This window comes from Rhizobium sp. GW821-FHT14E12 (assembly GCF_058803745.1).
In genome coordinates, this window is sequence record NZ_JBXAPH010000014.1 from 53,853 (window position 1) to 70,976 (window position 17,124).

Genomic DNA, 17,124 nt, shown 5'->3' on the forward strand with positions numbered 1-17,124 from the left:
TTAGCTCACATCACATCGTCGGGATGCCGGCCGGGCCTATGATGATAGGTCGGGAAGGTCCAGCCGAACCAGAGCGCGCCGCCGCGCACGGCAAAGGCGGCGGCAACGCCGAGCCCCGCCGAAGCATAGAGCGGCATCATCGTCGCGTTGGCGGCGGTGAAGACGCCGGCGCCGACGAGGGCGGCGGTGACGTAGATTTCCGGTCGTAGCAGCACCGAGGGCTCGTTTGCGAGCAGATCGCGCAGGATGCCGCCGAAGGTCGCCGTCAGCGCACCGGTGACGATGGCAACCGTCGGCGAGCCCGTCGCCGCCATGCCCTTGGCAGCCCCCATGACGCAATAGGCCGACAGGCCGATCGCATCGAGCCAGATCAGCAGCCGATAGCGCGATTCGAACAGATGCGCGGTGAAGAAGACCAGCACGCCGACCAGGGCGCAGATGATGATATAGGTCGGGTTCAGCACCCAGAAGACCGGCAGGCGACCGAGAATGATATCCCTGAGCGTGCCGCCGCCGATGCCGGTGACCGCCGCAAAGAACAGAAAGCCGATCAAATCAAGCTGCTTGCGCGAGGCCGCCAGCGCGCCGGTCGCCGCGAAAAGGGCGACGCCGGCATAGTCAAGAAACGAGAGAAGCGACATCGGGAACTCCAACAGAATGCCGGCGGCGATTTTGATGGAGTGAATCACGGTGGCAAGGGCCGCGCAAGCAGGCAGGTGTAAAGATGCCGAAGCGGACGCGACAACCCCAGCGGCCGTGCCGTGCTTTGGAGAGGAAACCCCGTTGAAATCCCTGCTGATCGTGATCCTCAATCTCGTCGCACTCGTCATCATGCCCGTCGCGGCGCAAGCGCAACAATCGCTGCTGCAGGACCCGGTGGCCTATGAGAGGGATCACTTCACCAAACGCTGCGAGGGCCAGGCAAGCTTCGGCGACGGCTTTGCCACCGAGCGGGATTTCAACAACGACAGACTGATGGACATCGTCGTCAACGAGGGCGAGATCACCTGCAAGGGCGAAAAAGGCCCCGACTGCACCGACGAGGGCTGCCCCTATAATTTCTACGTCCATGTCGTTGAGGGCGGCTATATCCTCGTCGCGACGGCGCGGATCTACGGCTACGATTTCATCCAGCGCTTCGGCAACATGGTGCTGGTCATGAAGATGCACCCACGCTTCTGCGACCGCACCGATGGCGACCCCTGCGAGATCACCGTCCGTGTCCGCGGCGTCAAGTTCGTCACTGTCTCGAAAAAATAGAGGCTACGACCAAACACGTAGTGATGATCGAAATCAGCAACTACAGCCTGACACGTCGTTACGATCCAGACACGTAGTTACGGTCCAGGATAAAACGCCGAGGTACGGCCGACGGCGTAGTAGCCGACGAGGCCGATCCATTCGCGTACACCAGTCGACAGCAGCTGCGCATTCAGCGACGGCTGGGTGAAATCGAGGCCGAGCATCTCCTTGCCGGTGCTGCGGTAATCCACGGGCCAGGGCACGACATCGATGCCCTGCTTGCGGAAGATGCCCATGGAGCGCGGCATGTGGAAGCCGGAGGTAATCAGCAGGCAGCCGGACAGGCCGTTCTGCGCCAACAGCTCCTTGGTATTGACGGCATTCTCGAAGGTGGTGCGCGAGGTCTTGTCCTCGACCAGGCGGTCCCTGCCGATGCCGAGCGCCGTGAAGAAGCGCTCGGAGATGACAGCATCGCCCTCGTAATCGCCGCCAATCGAGCCATCGCCGCCGGAGACGACGATGCGCGCCTGCGGGTATTTCTGCGCCAACCGCAGGGCCTCGATCAGGCGGTCGCCGGCCGAATCGAGCTCATAGCCGCCGCGCACCGTCGTCACCTGGTTCTGCGTGGCGCCGCCGAGAACGATCATGCATTTCAGATCCGCCGGATCGGCCGCGACATGCGGAAAGCGCTCCTCCAACCCCTGGACGACATAGGCGCCAGCCGTCGTATAAAGCGCCACGAACAGGATCAGGATCGACAGCAGCGACGAGGCGAGCGCGATCCCGCGCCGGCGCAAGAGGACGCTGACGAAGGCCAGCACGCCGAAGAAAAAAGCCAGGGACAGCGGCTGACCCAAAATCCAGACAAGTTTGGAAAAAACGAACAAGAAGTATCCTCGCGCTTGTCGAGCCGAAGCTCCAATGGGCGTTGGCGGAAAACGATTCGTCTTTTCCTAGCAGATTTTTGTGCACTGCAATGTGGCTATTTCGATCTCTTCGCCATCGACGCCGTCACCATCAGGCGCTGGTTGAACCGGCGCTGCAGCGGTCGCGGGATGAAAAGCGTTGTGAATGCGAGGGCAAGCGCGATCATCGACACCAGCCAGAGCGCATGCGAGCCAAAGGCACCGGCCAGAAGCGCGCCGAGGATGGCGCCGATAATCATGCCGCTCCAGGGCACGATCTGCACCGTCCAGACGAAATCGCGGTCGCCGAGGATAAAGCGGCCGATCCCGCGCCCGAAGCGCGACAGCGCGCCGGTGACATAGGTCAGCCCAATCGGCAGGCCCTCGATATGCTCGACCGTGGCATTGACCATGCCCATGGCCAGCACGACCAGATAGAACTGCACGAGGATCAGCGACGGTGCCTCAAAACCGGCTGCCAGCGCCAGCAGGATGCTGACGCAGGCCAACACGACAAAGGCCCGCCGGTCGGCGGCATGGGCAACGACAATCCCCAGCGCATTGCCGCCGATAAAGGTGACGATCGCCGCAAACAGCACCGCCGCATGGCTAAAATCCCCCGTCCCAAGCGCAATCGCCGCGCGCGTCGTATTGCCGGTCATGAAGGACACGAAGTTCCCGGTCAGCATCAACCCCACCGCATCGGTCATCCCGGCGATAAAAGAAATCGAGGCGACGAGAAGAAACCCCGTCACCGTACGACGGGTCTTGATGAGGCGACGGCGACGCTGTCTGGTCATGGCCGAATCGGGTGAGTTGGTGGGAAGACGGAGGCTAGCATGAAGTGGGTGGGATGCGGAGGGCTTGATCGGGGCGAGTAAGCCGGTGGTGGTGGAGAATGAAGACAGGCTACAGCCTCTTCTTCGCGAAGGCCCGCCCTGAACCGGATTTCAGATACTTCCCGAATACGAAGGCCTGCGCCTCATCGGAAAAAGCGATGTAGGTCTTGAGCAACCATGGGGCATATTTTGAGGTATGCGGGACCTCCTTGGCATTATGCTTTGCCAAGCGAGCTTTCAGGTCGCCCGTCACCCCGACATAGTGATGGTCGGGGAGCTCTGTGCTCGTGAGAATGTAGACATACTTCATGTGGAGACATGATAGTGCGCCTGAGTAAGCATGCAACCGTAGATACATTCAAAAATGAGAGAAGAGCTCACGTCGACTGGAGAAAGCCCGCTTACGTTGCTTCGCAACTTCAGCGCGGCAGCCTTCGCTGCCTTCTCGCCTTCAGCCCATCAAGCCCTCCGGGCTTGCCGAGCCGAAGCTCGCAGAGCGAAGGCTGGTGGAGCTAAGCGGGATCGAACCGCTGACCTCTTGCATGCCATGCAAGCGCTCTCCCAGCTGAGCTATAGCCCCATCAAGATGGTGCCGGTTGAACCGGCCCTGGGTCCCTTCGAAGCGTTTCGCCCGTCGGGGTGGCGGCTTATTACTTCTGGTTTTTACAGATAGCAAGCCGAAATTTTCGGCCCGGAAAACTTTTCTTGTTTTACCGGGCCGACTGTCCGCAAATCAAACGTCGTCGTCGTCGCCGGTGACGCCGATGATGTCGCTCATGTCGTCATCATCTTCGTCTTCGTCGGCTTCGAGGAAGGTGTCGTCGTCATCGTCGCCGATTTCGACATCGTCATCGCCGATATCCGGGATCTCGTCGCCGGCAACCGCCTCATCGGCGTCCTCCAGCGAGACCAGCTCGACTTCGGTGTTTTCGGTATCGACTTCAGCCACTTCCTCTTCTTCCGGAACCTCCTTGGCAGCGGAGGTTTCCTCGAAGTAGGACAGGGGCCAGGACTTGCCGGTATAGGGCGAGACGACCGGGTCCCGGTTCAGATCATAGAATTTCTTGCCGTTGTCCGGATCGGTACGTTTTGTTCCAAGTTCCGCTTTCGCCACTGTCAAAGCCTCATGAATGGCCGAATCAATATTCGGCAAGCCGGGAAAGCCGGCCTTTTAAGGGAAATTATCAGCCGGTCCCCTTAATCGTTACCGCAGGCCCTGTCAAAGCCAAACTTTATATACGGTAAGATGGGTTTTCCCCGCATACCGGGATGACCCGGCAACATCTCTGTGATATCGAGCCCGCGTGAACCGCAGGGCAGCTGGCGCAACCGGACCGAAGTCAGCGATAATGCGGCGTAAATAACGGCATCGCAAAGGAATTGCCCATGCCGCACGACACTCATTCGCGGCCCGCGACAGCGCGCCGCTCGACCAATCTTTCCGGCACCATCCGCGTTCCCGGCGACAAATCCATTTCGCACCGCGCCTTCATGTTCGGGGGCCTGGCCTCCGGCGAGACCCGCATCAGCGGCCTGCTCGAGGGCGAGGATGTGCTCAACACCGGCAAGGCCATGCAGGCCATGGGCGCCAAAATCGAGAAGATCGGCGGCGAATGGATCATCAGGGGCGTCGGCAACGGCGCGCTGCTGGCCCCGCAAGCCCCGCTCGACTTCGGCAATGCCGGCACCGGCAGCCGCCTGACCATGGGCCTTGTCGGCGTCTATCATTTCGAATCCACCTTCATCGGCGATGCCTCGCTCACCAAACGGCCAATGGGCCGCATCCTCGATCTGCTCCGGCAGATGGGCGTGCAGGTCAAATCGAGCGACGGCGACCGGCTGCCGGTGACGCTGCACGGGCCGGAGACCGCCAATCCGATCACCTACCGCGTGCCGATGGCCTCGGCACAGGTGAAATCCGCCGTGCTGCTCGCCGGCCTCAATGCGCCGGGGATCACCACCGTCATCGAGCCGGTCATGACCCGCGATCATACGGAAAAGATGCTGGCCGGCTTCGGCGCCGAACTTTCGGTCGAGACCGGTCGCGATGGCGTCCGCATCATCCGCCTTCAGGGTCAGGGCAAGCTCTCCGGCCAGACCATCGACGTTCCCGGCGACCCCTCCTCGACTGCCTTTCCGCTGGTCGCGGCACTGATCGTTCCCGGATCCGACATCACCATCCGCAACGTGCTGATGAACCCGACCCGCACCGGCCTGATCCTGACGCTGCAGGAGATGGGCGCCGATATCGAAATCCTCGACAAGCGCCTTGCCGGCGGCGAGGATGTCGCCGATCTGCGCGTGCGGTCCTCGGCGCTCAAGGGCGTCACGGTGCCGGCTGAACGGGCGCCGTCGATGATCGACGAATATCCGGTGCTCGCGGTTGCCGCCGCCTTTGCCGAGGGCACGACGGTCATGCTTGGCCTGGAGGAATTGCGCGTCAAGGAATCCGACCGTCTCTCTGCGGTTGCCGAGGGACTGACGCTCAACGGCGCCGATTGCACGGAAGGCGAGGCTTCGCTAACTGTGCGGGGCCGGCCGGATGGGAAAGGTCTCGGCAATGCCGGAGGCGAGGTCAAGACCCATCTCGACCACCGCATCGCCATGAGTTTCCTGGTGATGGGGCTCGCTTCGGAGCATCCGGTCAGGGTCGACGACAGCGCGATGATCGCCACCAGCTTTCCGGAGTTTTTCGATCTGATGGCGAAACTTGGCGCCGATATGGACGTGGAAGGAAGCATATCTCCGTGACGACACCGTTTACGATCGCCATCGACGGACCGGCCGCGGCCGGCAAGGGAACCTTGTCGCGCCGGATTGCCGACCAGTATGGTTTCCACCATCTCGATACCGGCCTGATCTATCGAGCGACCGCCAAGGCGCTCCTCGACGCCGGTCTGCCCCTCGATGACGAGGCCATGGCGGAGGCGATGGCGCGCAAGGTCGACCTTGGCGGGCTCGACCGAGCCGTGCTCTCGAAACATGAGATCGGCGAGGCGGCGTCGAAGGTCGCCGTCATGCCGGCGGTGCGCCGGGTACTGGTCGAGGCGCAGCGCGCCTTTTCACGCAAAGAGCCGGGCACGGTTCTCGACGGGCGCGACATCGGCACCGTCATCCGCCCGGATGCGCCGGTGAAAATCTATGTCACGGCCTCGGCCGAGGTCCGTGCGAAGCGGCGTTACGACGAAATTACCGATGCCGGCGGCAGCGCCGATTATCAGGCGATTTTCGAGGACGTGAAACGCCGCGACGAGCGCGATATGGGCCGGACCGACAGCCCCTTGCGGCCGGCGGAAGACGCGCACTTGCTTGATACCTCGGAAATGAGTATAGAAGCGGCGTTTCAGGCGGCAAAGTCGATCATCGACGCTGCTCTGAGCCGAAATGCCTAACATGCGAGCGGCTTTCGCGTGCCTTGCGCACGAAGCCGCCGATTTTTAGAAGCCTGACATTCCGTCCAAGCGCCGGATAGCTTTCCCAAAGGGAAGGCGGACTGGATGCAGGCCTGTTCAACACAAACCACCGGCGCATCAGTGTCCAAAATGCATAATAAGGACACGCCAGGAGATTTTATGTCTGTAGCTACCCCCTCTCGCGAAGATTTCGCAGCTCTTCTCGAAGAGTCCTTTGCCAAGAACGACCTGGCCGAAGGCTATGTCACCAAGGGCATCGTCACCGGCATCGAGAAGGATGTCGCCGTTGTCGACGTCGGCCTCAAGGTCGAAGGCCGCATCGCACTGAAGGAATTCGGTGCACGCGCCAAGGACGGCACGCTCAAGGTTGGCGATGAAGTCGAAGTCTACGTCGAGCGTATCGAAAACGCGCTGGGCGAAGCCGTTCTGTCGCGCGAAAAGGCTCGCCGCGAAGAAAGCTGGATCAAGCTTGAAGCCAAGTTCGAAGCTGGCGAACGCGTTGAAGGCGTCATCTTCAACCAGGTCAAGGGCGGCTTCACCGTCGATCTCGACGGCGCTATCGCCTTCCTGCCGCGCTCGCAGGTCGACATCCGTCCGATCCGCGACGTGACCCCGCTGATGCACAACCCGCAGCCCTTCGAAATCCTCAAGATGGACAAGCGCCGCGGCAACATCGTGGTTTCCCGCCGTACGGTTCTGGAAGAATCCCGTGCCGAGCAGCGTTCTGAAATCGTTCAGAACCTCGAAGAAGGCCAGGTTGTTGACGGCGTCGTCAAGAACATCACCGATTACGGTGCGTTCGTTGACCTCGGCGGCATCGACGGCCTGCTGCACGTCACCGACATGGCATGGCGCCGTGTGAACCATCCGTCGGAAATCCTGTCCATCGGCCAGCAGGTCAAGGTACAGATCATCCGCATCAACCAGGAAACCCACCGTATCTCGCTCGGCATGAAGCAGCTCGAGAGCGATCCGTGGGATGGCATCCAGGCCAAGTATCCGGAAGGCAAGAAGATTTCCGGTACCGTTACGAACATCACCGACTACGGTGCGTTCGTCGAGCTGGAGCCGGGCATCGAAGGCCTGATCCACATCTCGGAAATGTCCTGGACCAAGAAGAACGTACACCCCGGCAAGATCCTGTCCACGAGCCAGGAAGTCGAAGTGGTCGTTCTCGAAGTCGATCCGACCAAGCGCCGTATCTCGCTTGGCCTGAAGCAGACGCTCGAAAATCCGTGGGCTGCATTCGCCCGCAACCATCCGGCCGGCACTGAAGTCGAAGGCGAAGTCAAGAACAAGACCGAATTCGGCCTGTTCATCGGCCTCGACGGCGACGTTGACGGCATGGTGCACCTCTCCGACCTCGACTGGAACCGTCCGGGCGAACAGGTCATCGAGGAGTTCAACAAGGGTGATGTCGTCAAGGCCGTCGTTCTCGACGTCGATGTCGACAAGGAACGCATCTCGCTCGGCATCAAGCAGCTCGGCAAGGATGCAGTCGGCGAAGCCGCTGCTTCTGGCGACCTGCGCAAGAATGCAGTCGTTTCCTGCGAAGTTATCGCAGTCAACGACGGCGGCATCGAAGTGAAGCTCGTCAGCCACGACGACATCACCTCGTTCATCCGCCGCGCCGATCTGTCGCGTGACCGTGACGAACAGCGTCCGGAGCGTTTCTCGGTCGGTCAGGTTGTCGACGCTCGCGTCACCAACTTCTCCAAGAAGGACCGCAAGATCATGCTGTCCATCAAGGCTCTGGAAATCGCGGAAGAGAAGGAAGCAGTTGCTCAGTTCGGTTCGTCCGACTCCGGCGCTTCGCTCGGCGACATCCTGGGCGCGGCTCTGAAGAACCGCGGCGCCGAATAATCCTCGGCAAGCCTGATAGAAATAGAAAACCCGCCGGAGCGATCCGGCGGGTTTTTGTTTGAGCTTCTTGTAGCCCGGCTATCTCATTCCCAGCCGACCATGCGCCGATAGAAATCGAAGGCGTGATCGGACAAGGGATCGACCGGCGCGGGGGCCGACAGCGCCGCCATTTTCGGCGCAGCAGGCACGGCCGAAGCGGAAGCGGCCTCAGCGTCGCCTTCCTCGGTGAGTGGATCAGAGTCGGCTGCCGGTTGGTCCGTATCCTCGGGCTGCGGTTCGTCTTCGCTGTCGTCGCGCGCCGTCTCTCCGCCCTGCCCCTGTTCGCGCTCCTCGTCGACCAGATCGACGCGATCGACCCGTTTCGGATCGTCCTCGCCAGGGACCTCGGCGGGAAGATAGTGCGCAATCGCGAAGGGAATGCCGAGCAGCGGAGCGATCGTCGTTCCCGTCTGCGCCACGGCCTCCGACATATCCATGACCGTCATCGCCGGCGCATTGCCCTGCGGTTTTACAGAAAGTGTGGCGGTAGGCGCATTCTGTGCCTCCTCGGCGGAAGCCGCAGTCTGGCCCGCCAAGGTGGCGGTGAGGGTCCTGACGCTCTCGTCACGGACCATTTGCGGCAATGGTTGCGGATCCTGCTGATCGGCGGCAAGCGCCTGCGCAATGACCCGCTCAGCCAGCGGCATATCGCTCCGGGTGACCTGCGGAAGATCGGGGCCAGTTACATCGATCGCCGGGCTGATGACGACCTGCAGCCCTTGCTTGATGTAAGCCTGCAGCTGCTGGATGTCGCGTGGCACCGGCGGCGGCGTGAGGGGGGATCTGATCAAGGCGATTTCGGTCGGAATCTTGCTTTCACCGGACGCCAATAGCGGCAGCGACGCGACGGGAAGCGCCTTGTCTTCGACGATAACGGCAATCTGCGGAAGGGCACCCCTTTCAGCGGCTGACACGTTTACGGCTTGCGGCGTCGCGCTGCCCTGGGGATTTGGCGCAGTTTGCGGCATCACGGCGGCTTCCGGGTCAAGCATCACCTCCAGAACCGGGATCGCTACGGCGGCGGCAATGGTCTGGACGATAGTCGTCGCTGCCTGTCGCGGAGCCTGAGCGGAAGGCGTCGAGGGCAAGGCGGCGACAGGAGTGGGAAATGGCGCCGCCATCTTCTCGGGCAAGGCCGTCGGGGCTGCCGTGGCCGTATTGACAGCCGCCTCAGAGGTCTTCGGCATCGCCTGCGCCGGGACCGGGGTCTGCTGCGGCCCGACCGCATCCGGTTCTCCGGCATTCTGGCCATAGGAATTGACCACCGCCCGGATGATTGCATCGGGCTCCTGCGTCAGGGATGCATCCAGTCTGACGGCGATCTGCACCGCTTGCGGGCTATCGGGATTGTCGAGGGCTTCGGCGAGCAGGGGCAGAGGAACCGGCGTTTTCGTCTGTGCATTCAACTGCTGCTGGGCGGTGGCGAGTTGCTGGGGTGGCAGGCTGCGAATTGCGTCGACCAGCCGCTGCGCCAGGGCAGCATTACTCTCGCCGGGTTCGCGCGGAACGTTCAGCGCCACGCTGGCGGCGTCGATGGCCGACAGCAGGCTTTCGAACATACGCTCGCGTGCCGCGGCCAGCAGCATGTTCAGCTTGCCGCCGGCGCTGGCGTTCACCGCACTCGACAGAACCGCAAGCGGCGTCGCCGCAGCCTGGGCGCTGGATGTTTCGGCGGTGGCGACCACCGGCTTCTCAATGGACGCACCCACAACGGAAACTGCGGCAACGGGAGGCAACATGACATGCTCCTCTGTCTGGCAAGACGGTGTTGGAAGCGGGAGGCAGGTTCAATCAAGGTCCGCTCATGCGGCCGGTCGCTATTCGATCACCGGAAGCCGGCAAGGCAACGCAAGAAGGCGCCGATCGAATGCATGCAATCAGAGGCAGAATAGCAGCGCGTTTCTTAACAGATCGCTAAAGAAAAGCCGGCGCAGCGGAGGCGGCACCGGCTTTTCCAATCATTTCTGAAGCGGCTGATCAGCTATGCGCGAAAATATCGGTCTCTTCCCAGCCGAGGAGGTCAAGCTTGGCGCGGGTCGGCAGGAAGGTGAAGCAGGCTTCCGCATGCTCCATGCGACCATCGCGCACAAGGCGTGCCGTCAGCTTGTCGCGCAGCGCATGCAGGTAGAGTACGTCGGAGGCCGCATATTCGAGCTGCGCCGGCGACAACTTCTCCGCCGCCCAGTCGGAGGACTGCTGTGCCTTGGAAATATCGACCTCGAGCAGCTCCTTGAGATTGTCCTTCAGGCCGTGGCGGTCGGTATAGGTTCGGCAGAGGCGCGAGGCGATCTTGGTGCAGAAGACCGGCGTGGCGGTGACGCCGAAGGTATGGAACAGCACGGCGATATCGAAGCGGCCGTAGTGAAAGATCTTCTGGCGCGCGGGATCGGCGAGCATGGAGACGAGATTGGGCGCCTGCTTCTGGCCCGAGGCGATGCGGATCACATCGGCACTGCCATCGCCCGGCGAAAGCTGCACGACACAGAGCCGGTCACGCCGAGGAATGAGGCCGAGGGTTTCGGTGTCGATCGCTATGGTGCCGGTATAGCGGGCGGCATCGGCGGCGGAAATATCGCCTTCGTGATAGCGGATGGTGGCGGCCATGAAACTCTCCGGGCTTACTATCGTCTGAAACTTGTTATTGCCCTGTTTTATAGAACAGACAGGGACATAGCGATACCGCGCGGGGCCTAGAATGTCGGCGGCGTATTGATCCAGAGCAATATGGTCTCGCCGTCGTGACGGTTGCGCCAGGAGTGATCGCGGCGGCTTTCGAAATAGAGCGAATCGCCCGGCATCAGATCGAAAAACTGGTCGCTGTCGAGCACCAGCTCCAACCGGCCGGCGAGAACATGGATGAACTCCTCGCCGTCATGACGATAGGCGCCCTCGCTGGTGGCACCCGGCGCCAGGACGAAACGGTGGCAGTCCATCATCGTCCGCCCCTCGGCGAGCAGCTGGACGGTGACGCCCGGCGTCGTTTCCGGCCAGGCACGCCACTCGCCCGATCGGATCAGCACCGGGACATCCTCGCGCTCCTCGCCCGACAGCCGCGAGACCGTCGTGCCGTAATAATCGGCGAGATCGTGCAAGGTCTTGAAGCTCACGCCCTGCGAGGTGCGCTCCAGCGTCGATAGGGTCGAGGATGTCACGCTCATGTCGGCGGCGACCTGATCCAGCGTCTTGCCGGCCGCATGGCGGAGCGCCCGCAGCTTGCGGCCGATGCCGGAGGACGCCGCCTGCTCGCCATTCTCCGCACCCGGCAGGGTCGCGTCTTCCGTCTCCAGGGCTTCGCGGATCGCGGCGGGATTGAGCCCGCGCTCGGCGCGGAACCAGGAAATCCGCTTCAGCCGCGCCACGTCCTCGGCGCTATATTGACGGTGCCCGGTGTCGGAGCGGCTGGGCACGACCAGGCCCTGACTCTCCCAAAGCCTGAGCGTCGAAGCCGACACGCCCGCCAGACGCGCAGCCTCCGCCACCTTGTAGCGCACGGGCTCGATGCTGTTCATTTGCCAATGATTCCTGCTCTTAGTCTTTTGATTTGCTTAGCACGGATGGCCGGCTTGCGTGAGCCTTGACCGCTTTCTTGTCACCCCTACAAAATGCCGCTTGATATCTTGCAGGAAAAATGTAGGAATTTTTCTAAAGAACTTGCAGAAGTTCTGCAAGATAATTCGAACTTTCTTATCCCTGGAGAACAGCGCGATGACCCTGACAGACCGGAAGAACGCCGCCATTTCCCGCGGCGTCGGCATGACCACGCAGATCTATGCCGACCGGGCTGAAAATTCGGAGATCTGGGACAAGGAAGGTCGCCGCTACATCGACTTTGCCTCCGGCATCGCCGTCGTCAATACCGGCCATCGCCACCCTCGCGTCATCGCCGCCGTCAAGGAACAGCTCGACCGCTTCACCCATACCTGCCACCAGGTCGTGCCCTATGAAAGCTATGTCCATCTTGCCGAGCGCCTCAACGCGCTGACGCCGGGCGATTTCGCCAAGAAGACCATCTTCGTCACCACTGGCGCCGAAGCGGTCGAGAATGCCGTGAAGATCGCCCGCGCCGCCACCGGCCGCTCGGCCGTCATCGCCTTCGGCGGCGGGTTCCACGGCCGCACCTTCATGGGCATGGCGCTGACCGGCAAGGTCGTGCCCTACAAGGTCGGCTTCGGCTCGATGCCGGGCGATGTCTTCCACGCGCCCTTCCCGGTTCCGCTGCACGGCGTCACCGTCGAGCAGTCGCTCGCCGCGCTGAAGAAACTGTTTGCCGCCGATGTCGATCCGCAGCGCGTCGCTGCCATCATCATCGAGCCGGTGCAGGGCGAAGGCGGCTTCTACCCCGCGCCCGCTTCCTTCATGAAGGCATTGCGGGAACTTTGCGACCAGCACGGCATTCTGCTTATTGCCGATGAAGTGCAGACGGGCTTTGCCCGTACCGGCAAGATGTTCGCCATGGACCACCACGAGGTCGCGCCCGATCTCATGACGATGGCCAAGAGCCTCGCCGGCGGCTTCCCGCTGGCCGCCGTCACCGGCCGGGCCGAAATCATGGATGCGCCGGGACCGGGTGGCCTCGGCGGCACCTATGGCGGCAATCCGATTGGCATCGCCGCCGCCCATGCCGTGCTCGACGTCATCGTCGACGAAGACCTCTGCAATCGCGCCAACCAGCTTGGCTCGCGGCTGAAGCAACGGCTGGAATCGCTGCGCGACAAGGTGCCGGAGATCGTTGACATTCGCGGTCCCGGCTTCATGAACGCCGTCGAGTTCAACGATGCGACGACAAAGCTGCCGAGCGCCGACTTCGCCAACAAAGTGCGGCTGATCGCCCTCGACAAGGGCCTGATCCTGCTCACCTGCGGCGTCCACGGCAATGTCATCCGCTTCCTCTCGCCGATCACCATTCAGGACGGCGTGTTCAGCGAGGCGCTCGACATTCTGGAAGCCTCGATGCTGGAAGCCAGCGCCGGCAAATAACGGCGCTCGCCTCAAAACCATTCTTAGAACGCCCGGCGCGATGGCCGGGCAATATCCTCTCCGGAGAGCATATCATGACCTTCACGACCGCAATGACCAAGCATGTTCCCTTCTCCTCGCCCTTCCTGCGCGATGCCGGCTATATCAACGGCGTCTGGACGGCCGGCGGCGCGACGAAGACCTTCGATGTCATCAACCCGGCAACCGGCGAAGTGCTGGCGAGCCTGCCCGACATGGGTGCTGCCGAGACCACGGCGGCGATCGACGCCGCCTATGCCGCGCAAGCCGCCTGGGCCGCACGCCCGGCCAAGGAACGCAGCGCCATCCTGCGCAAGTGGTTCGACCTGATGGTTGCCAATGCCGACGAGCTGGGCGCCATCCTGACGGCCGAAATGGGCAAGCCGCTCCCCGAGGCCAGAGGCGAGATCCTTTACGCCGCCTCCTATGTCGAATGGTATGCGGAAGAGGCCAAGCGCATCTATGGCGAGACCATTCCGGCCCCATCCAACGACAAGCGCATGCTAGTCATCCGGCAGCCGGTCGGCGTCGTCGGCACGATTACCCCCTGGAACTTTCCGGCGGCGATGATTGCCCGCAAGGTTGCGCCGGCGCTTGCCGTCGGCTGCACGGTGGTCTCCAAGCCCGCCGAGCAGACGCCACTATCGGCAATCGCGCTGGCGGTGCTGGCCGAACAGGCCGGCATTCCCGCCGGTGTGTTCAACGTCATTGTCGGCGTCGATGGCCCGGCGATCGGTCGCGAGCTTTGCGGCAATGCCAAGGTGCGCAAGATCAGCTTCACCGGCTCCACCGAAGTCGGCCGCATCCTGATGCGCCAGTGCTCCGACCAGATCAAGAAAGTCAGCCTGGAACTCGGCGGCAACGCGCCGTTCATCGTCTTCGACGATGCCGATCTCGACGCCGCCGTCGAAGGGGCGATCGCCTCCAAGTATCGCAATGCTGGCCAGACTTGCGTCTGCGCCAACCGCATCTATGTCCAGTCGAACGTCTATGATGCCTTCGCGGCCAAGCTCGCCGCCAAGGTGGCCGAGCTTGCGGTCGGCGACGGCTTCACGCCCGGCGTTGCCATCGGTCCGCTGATCGACGAACAGGGCATCGCCAAGGTCGAGGATCATGTCCGCGATGCCGTCTCGAAGGGCGCAAAGGTGCTCACCGGCGGCAAGCGTATCGAGGGCGCCGGCACCTTCTTCACGCCGACCATCCTCACCGGCATCGATCGCACCATGAAGGTCGCCCGCGAGGAGACCTTCGGCCCGGTCGCACCGCTCTTCCGCTTCGAGACGGTGGACGACGTGATCGCGCAGGCGAACGACACCGAATTTGGCCTCGCCGCCTATTTCTTTGCCGGCGACCTGAAGAAGGTCTGGCGGGTCGCCGAAGCGCTGGAATACGGCATGGTCGGCATCAACACCGGCCTGATGTCGGCGGAGACCGCCCCCTTTGGCGGCATCAAGCAATCCGGTCTCGGCCGCGAAGGCTCGCGCCACGGTGCCGACGACTATCTCGAAATGAAGTATCTCTGCATCGGAAACCTATAATTATAGCCGGCTAATCATGTCGTCGTGATGAGGACGCGGCCCTGCCATAGCCGGGCCGCCGTCAGCTTTCCGGAATAGAAAGCGCCGGTATCGATGTTGAGCCGGAGCCCATCCGCGTCGGCGTCCTTCACCGGTGTGTGGCCGTGAATGATCAGTTTCGGCAGCGGCTGCGCGCTATCGTAGAAGCGAGAGCGGATGTAGACGAGATCGTCATCCGCCTGCTCCGCGATCGGCCGGTCCGGATCGATGCCGGCGTGGACGAACAGCACCTCCGGCGTGTCGAGCAGGATCGGCAGGCTGCGGAGGAAATTGATATGGTCGTCGGGCAGCCAGGTCCGGATGAAGGTGTCGAGTTTCTTCTGCTGGGGATATTGCTGACGCAAAACCTGGATATCCGCACCATAGGATTTCAGCGTTGCATCGCCGCCGAGCGCCACCCAGTCATCCAGGGATATGTCTCCATCGATATATTCGAGCATCGCCATTTCGTGATTGCCGGTGAGGCAGATCCGGTCGAAGCCGTTCGGTGGCGGCGCCATCAGCCGGCTCACGACCTGCGCCGAGGCCGGGCCGCGGTCGATATAATCACCGAGCATGATGATCAACTTGCGGCCGGGCAGCGTGGCGGCATCGGTGAAAATCTTGCGCTCCAGCGCGCTCAGGAGATCGTAGCGTCCATGCACGTCGCCGATCACATAGGTGGGTGTATTCAGGACATCGAGCCGCTCACGCCGCCGCTGCTGGCCGAAGCCACGCGTCACTTTTTCGCGTATCGTATTTGCCACCATGAAACTCTCTCATCGAAGTGTCAGCATCCCCAGCGCTCCAACCCAGATCAGCAAGAATGATCGAAAAACGACGATTCTTTGCCGAGTCATGGACATAAACGCTTCTGTCAGCCCTCTACCTCGCCTCAAGCCGTCAAGAAAACGTTACCTTGCCGCAAAGCGTCCTTAATGTGTTCATTTCAGATAGCAAAGTTGACATGATGAACCCACAATCCTATCGCGCTCGATAAGCCAAGGGGAGGACTTTTCATCGCTACGATCATTACCAAGCTCGGCCTTGCCGCCGTTCTCGCCCTCGGCCTTGCCGGGCAGGCCTTTGCGCATGCGCATCTGAAATCGGCGGCACCCGCCGACAAAAGCACGATCACAAGTTCACCCAGTGAACTGAACCTGACCTTCACCGAGAGCCTGAACCTCAAATTCTCCGGTGTCAAAGTGACCGGTCCGGACAAGGCAGCCGTCAAACTTGGCGATCCCGGGCTCACGCGGAACGGCATGGGTCTGACGATTCCCGTTTCCGTACTCCTTGGGGCGGGCGCCTATACCGTCGAATGGCATGTCCTTTCCACCGATGGCCATAAGACCAATGGCAGCTACACCTTCACCGTAAAACCTTGATCGACCCGGATACAGCGCTGGCGGCATGCCGTTTCCTCCACGATGCATCACTGATGCTTCTGTGGGGCACCTCGGCCTATCTTTGCCTTATGGTGCCGAAAGCGCTGGCGGACAGGGTCTGGCAGATGCTCGCCGGCGCATCTGTCGTCACAGCTTTGATAGCCGTCCTCGCCACCCTCATGTCGCTGCCACTTGCAGCCGCCGGAATCGGCAATGGCTGGAGCGACGCCATCGATGCCGGCACGCTCCACGCGGTCTTGTTCGAGACGACAGTGGGACAAGCCTGGTTCGCACAGGCGGCGGCGGCCCTCATCCTCCTTCTCGCCTTGTTGCTGCCGGGTCATCCGCGTCATCGGGGCATTGCGCTGGGCTCCGGCCTCGGTCTTGCCGCGCTCGTGCTGACCGGGCATGCCTCGATGCATCAGGGATGGCTGAGAATGGCGCATCGCGCCAACGATATGCTGCACGTTCTGGCCGGCGGCGGCTGGCTGGGCGCGCTGGTGCCGCTGATCCCCATTCTCCGGCTTCTCAGCCAGTCCGAATACCGGGTTGAGGCGCTGCTGGCGCTTCGGCGCTTCTCGACGGCTGGACACATCGCCGTGGCATTGGTGATCGTCTCCGGCATCGTCAATACGATGCTGGTCCTGAAGCATTTGCCGACGGACTGGTCGTCGCCCTATCAGGTAATGCTTGGCCTCAAAATCGCGCTCGTCGCCGGCATGAGCCTGCTGGCGATTGTCAATCGCTATGTCCTCGTGCCCCGCATCGGGCATGATCAGGCACGGGCGCTGAATGCCATCCGCCTCGGGAGCATCGCCGAGATCGTCCTCGGTATCGTCGTCATCGCTCTGGTCGCCGTCTTCGGAATGCTCGAGCCAGTCTGA

17 protein-coding genes and 1 tRNA gene are annotated in these 17,124 nt (G+C 62.1%); 8 read left to right on the forward strand and 10 right to left on the reverse strand.

Annotated elements, in window-relative coordinates; translation table 11 throughout:
• Positions 1-5: 5 nt before the first annotated feature.
• Positions 6-641, reverse strand: a complete 636-nt coding sequence (locus tag AC1RO0_RS29240; RefSeq protein WP_498596036.1) for a trimeric intracellular cation channel family protein — start codon at positions 639-641, stop codon at positions 6-8.
• Positions 642-783: 142 nt separating this feature from the next.
• Between AC1RO0_RS29240 and AC1RO0_RS29245 the strand changes: the two genes are divergently transcribed.
• Complete coding sequence (locus AC1RO0_RS29245) at positions 784-1,260, forward strand: hypothetical protein (RefSeq protein WP_498596037.1); 477 nt, start codon at positions 784-786, stop codon at positions 1,258-1,260.
• A 77-nt stretch (positions 1,261-1,337) separates the two neighbouring features.
• Here the strand turns inward: AC1RO0_RS29245 and AC1RO0_RS29250 are convergent, their stop codons facing one another.
• The 5 genes from AC1RO0_RS29250 to AC1RO0_RS29270 all read right to left on the reverse strand — a co-directional run bounded on the left by AC1RO0_RS29250 (position 1,338) and on the right by AC1RO0_RS29270 (position 4,100).
• Entirely contained in the window at positions 1,338-2,129 is a 792-nt protein-coding gene (locus AC1RO0_RS29250) for a YdcF family protein (protein ID WP_498596038.1), read from the reverse strand.
• A 95-nt stretch (positions 2,130-2,224) separates the two neighbouring features.
• Entirely contained in the window at positions 2,225-2,947 is a 723-nt protein-coding gene (locus tag AC1RO0_RS29255) for a YoaK family protein (RefSeq protein ID WP_498596039.1), read from the reverse strand.
• Between the two features lie 109 nt (positions 2,948-3,056).
• The gene (locus AC1RO0_RS29260; RefSeq protein ID WP_498596040.1) at positions 3,057-3,296 is read right to left on the reverse strand and encodes a GIY-YIG nuclease family protein; all 240 of its coding nucleotides are present in this window, start codon (positions 3,294-3,296) and stop codon (positions 3,057-3,059) included.
• Positions 3,297-3,490: 194 nt separating this feature from the next.
• Positions 3,491-3,566, reverse strand: a tRNA-Ala gene (locus AC1RO0_RS29265).
• A 153-nt stretch (positions 3,567-3,719) separates the two neighbouring features.
• Positions 3,720-4,100, reverse strand: coding sequence for a TIGR02300 family protein (locus AC1RO0_RS29270; protein ID WP_007690334.1), 381 nt, complete (start codon positions 4,098-4,100; stop codon positions 3,720-3,722).
• 272 nt (positions 4,101-4,372) lie between these two features.
• On the opposite strand from AC1RO0_RS29270, the gene aroA reads away from it, so the two are divergent.
• The 3 genes from aroA (at position 4,373) to rpsA (ending at position 8,262) form a co-directional block, all read left to right on the forward strand.
• A complete protein-coding gene (aroA, locus tag AC1RO0_RS29275; protein ID WP_498596041.1) occupies positions 4,373-5,737 on the forward strand; it encodes a 3-phosphoshikimate 1-carboxyvinyltransferase in 1,365 nt (454 codons plus the stop codon).
• A complete protein-coding gene (gene cmk, locus AC1RO0_RS29280; protein WP_498596042.1) occupies positions 5,734-6,378 on the forward strand; it encodes a (d)CMP kinase in 645 nt (214 codons plus the stop codon). The genes aroA and cmk overlap by 4 nt, the downstream gene beginning before the upstream one ends.
• A 180-nt stretch (positions 6,379-6,558) precedes the next feature.
• Positions 6,559-8,262 carry a 30S ribosomal protein S1 gene (gene rpsA / locus AC1RO0_RS29285; protein ID WP_007690343.1) on the forward strand — a complete coding sequence of 568 codons (1,704 nt, stop codon included), beginning with the start codon at positions 6,559-6,561 and terminating at the stop codon, positions 8,260-8,262.
• Between the two features lie 83 nt (positions 8,263-8,345).
• Here rpsA and AC1RO0_RS29290 read toward each other — a convergent pair whose 3' ends face one another.
• From AC1RO0_RS29290 to AC1RO0_RS29300, 3 genes are all read right to left on the reverse strand, one after another.
• Positions 8,346-10,040, reverse strand: a complete 1,695-nt coding sequence (locus AC1RO0_RS29290; protein ID WP_498596043.1) for a hypothetical protein — start codon at positions 10,038-10,040, stop codon at positions 8,346-8,348.
• Between the two features lie 238 nt (positions 10,041-10,278).
• A complete protein-coding gene (locus AC1RO0_RS29295; protein WP_498596044.1) occupies positions 10,279-10,905 on the reverse strand; it encodes a ribonuclease D in 627 nt (208 codons plus the stop codon).
• A gap of 86 nt (positions 10,906-10,991) precedes the next feature.
• A complete protein-coding gene (locus AC1RO0_RS29300; RefSeq protein ID WP_498596045.1) occupies positions 10,992-11,810 on the reverse strand; it encodes a MerR family transcriptional regulator in 819 nt (272 codons plus the stop codon).
• Between the two features lie 196 nt (positions 11,811-12,006).
• On the opposite strand from AC1RO0_RS29300, the gene AC1RO0_RS29305 reads away from it, so the two are divergent.
• A complete protein-coding gene (locus tag AC1RO0_RS29305) occupies positions 12,007-13,278 on the forward strand; it encodes a 4-aminobutyrate--2-oxoglutarate transaminase (RefSeq protein WP_498596046.1) in 1,272 nt (423 codons plus the stop codon).
• Between the two features lie 74 nt (positions 13,279-13,352).
• On the forward strand, positions 13,353-14,834 hold the full coding sequence (locus AC1RO0_RS29310) for an NAD-dependent succinate-semialdehyde dehydrogenase (protein WP_498596047.1): 1,482 nt from the start codon (positions 13,353-13,355) through the stop codon (positions 14,832-14,834).
• Between the two features lie 14 nt (positions 14,835-14,848).
• On the opposite strand, the gene AC1RO0_RS29315 is transcribed toward AC1RO0_RS29310, so the two are convergent.
• Positions 14,849-15,622, reverse strand: coding sequence for a metallophosphoesterase family protein (locus tag AC1RO0_RS29315; RefSeq protein WP_498596048.1), 774 nt, complete (start codon positions 15,620-15,622; stop codon positions 14,849-14,851).
• 249 nt (positions 15,623-15,871) lie between these two features.
• Between AC1RO0_RS29315 and copC the strand changes: the two genes are divergently transcribed.
• Both copC and copD read left to right on the forward strand, forming a co-directional pair.
• Positions 15,872-16,240: a copper homeostasis periplasmic binding protein CopC gene (copC, locus tag AC1RO0_RS29320; protein ID WP_498596057.1), complete on the forward strand. Its 369-nt coding sequence runs from the start codon at positions 15,872-15,874 to the stop codon at positions 16,238-16,240.
• A complete protein-coding gene (gene copD / locus AC1RO0_RS29325; protein ID WP_498596049.1) occupies positions 16,237-17,124 on the forward strand; it encodes a copper homeostasis membrane protein CopD in 888 nt (295 codons plus the stop codon). Before copC ends, copD begins: the two co-directional genes overlap by 4 nt.

Bases quoted from the DNA above. Each gene is read 5' to 3' on its own strand.
- AC1RO0_RS29240 (WP_498596036.1), bottom strand. From the start codon at position 641: ATGTCGCTTCTCTCGTTTCTTGACTATGCCGGCGTCGCCCTTTTCGCG.
- AC1RO0_RS29255 (WP_498596039.1), bottom strand. From the start codon at position 2,947: ATGACCAGACAGCGTCGCCGTCGCCTCATCAAGACCCGTCGTACGGTG.
- AC1RO0_RS29260 (WP_498596040.1), bottom strand. From the start codon at position 3,296: ATGAAGTATGTCTACATTCTCACGAGCACAGAGCTCCCCGACCATCAC.
- aroA (WP_498596041.1), top strand. From the start codon at position 4,373: ATGCCGCACGACACTCATTCGCGGCCCGCGACAGCGCGCCGCTCGACC.
- rpsA (WP_007690343.1), top strand. From the start codon at position 6,559: ATGTCTGTAGCTACCCCCTCTCGCGAAGATTTCGCAGCTCTTCTCGAA.
- AC1RO0_RS29290 (WP_498596043.1), bottom strand. From the start codon at position 10,040: ATGTTGCCTCCCGTTGCCGCAGTTTCCGTTGTGGGTGCGTCCATTGAG.
- AC1RO0_RS29295 (WP_498596044.1), bottom strand. From the start codon at position 10,905: ATGGCCGCCACCATCCGCTATCACGAAGGCGATATTTCCGCCGCCGAT.
- AC1RO0_RS29300 (WP_498596045.1), bottom strand. From the start codon at position 11,810: ATGAACAGCATCGAGCCCGTGCGCTACAAGGTGGCGGAGGCTGCGCGT.
- AC1RO0_RS29305 (WP_498596046.1), top strand. From the start codon at position 12,007: ATGACCCTGACAGACCGGAAGAACGCCGCCATTTCCCGCGGCGTCGGC.
- AC1RO0_RS29310 (WP_498596047.1), top strand. From the start codon at position 13,353: ATGACCTTCACGACCGCAATGACCAAGCATGTTCCCTTCTCCTCGCCC.
- AC1RO0_RS29315 (WP_498596048.1), bottom strand. From the start codon at position 15,622: ATGGTGGCAAATACGATACGCGAAAAAGTGACGCGTGGCTTCGGCCAG.